Annotated in this window: 1 pseudogene; it reads left to right on the top strand. The window is 64.9% G+C overall.

What is annotated here, in order from left to right:
* A pseudogene (locus tag BN2476_RS44515) lies at nucleotides 1–831 on the top strand (ESPR-type extended signal peptide-containing protein); the annotation flags it as partial.

The raw sequence follows: 831 nt of genomic DNA, 5'->3' as shown, positions 1-831 counted from the left end.
AGAACACGACTGACATCAGCAACGTTGAGACGCAGATCAACAGTGGCTCGATCGGCCTGGTGCAGCAGGATCAATCGACACGCACCATCACGGTGGCGAAGGGCACGGACGGCACGGTCGTGGACTTCACGGGCACGGCAGGCGCGCGCAGGCTGACGGGTGTGGCCAACGGCAACGTCAACGTATCGAGCGTGGATGCGGTCAACGGCTCGCAGCTGTACAACGTGTCAAGCTCGACGGCAACGGCACTCGGCGGCGGCTCGACCTTCGACCCGACGACGGGCACGATCTCCGCACCGACCTATGTGCTCGACGGTGGCAACACGACCTTGACCAGCGTAGGCGGCGCAATCACCAACCTCGACGGCCGCGTGACGCAGAACACGACGGACATCAGCAACATCCAGACGCAGATCGACAACGGCTCGATCGGTCTGGTGCAGCAGGCCAGCTCGTCAGCGACAGTGACGGTGGCGAAGGGGACGGGCGGCACGCTGGTGGACTTCACGGGCACGGCAGGCGCGCGCAGGCTGACGGGTGTGGCCGCAGGCGACGTGAGCGCATCGAGCGTCGATGCTGTGAACGGCTCGCAGCTGTACAACGTGTCGAGCTCGACGGCAGCGGCACTCGGCGGTGGCTCGACCTTCGACCCGACGACGGGCACGATCTCCGCGCCGACCTACGTGCTCAACGGCGGCAACACGACCGTAACGAACGTGGGCGGCGCAATCACCAACCTCGATGGCCGCGTGACGCAGAACACGACGGACATCAGCAACATCCAGACGCAGATCAGCAACGGCTCGATCGGTCTGGTGCAGCAGGATCAAT

It is taken from the genome of Paraburkholderia piptadeniae (genome assembly GCF_900007165.1).
Taxonomy (GTDB): Bacteria; Pseudomonadota; Gammaproteobacteria; order Burkholderiales; family Burkholderiaceae; genus Paraburkholderia; species Paraburkholderia piptadeniae.
The sequence above is the reverse complement of the archived record's forward strand: the minus strand, read 5'-3'. Positions and strand labels throughout refer to the sequence as shown.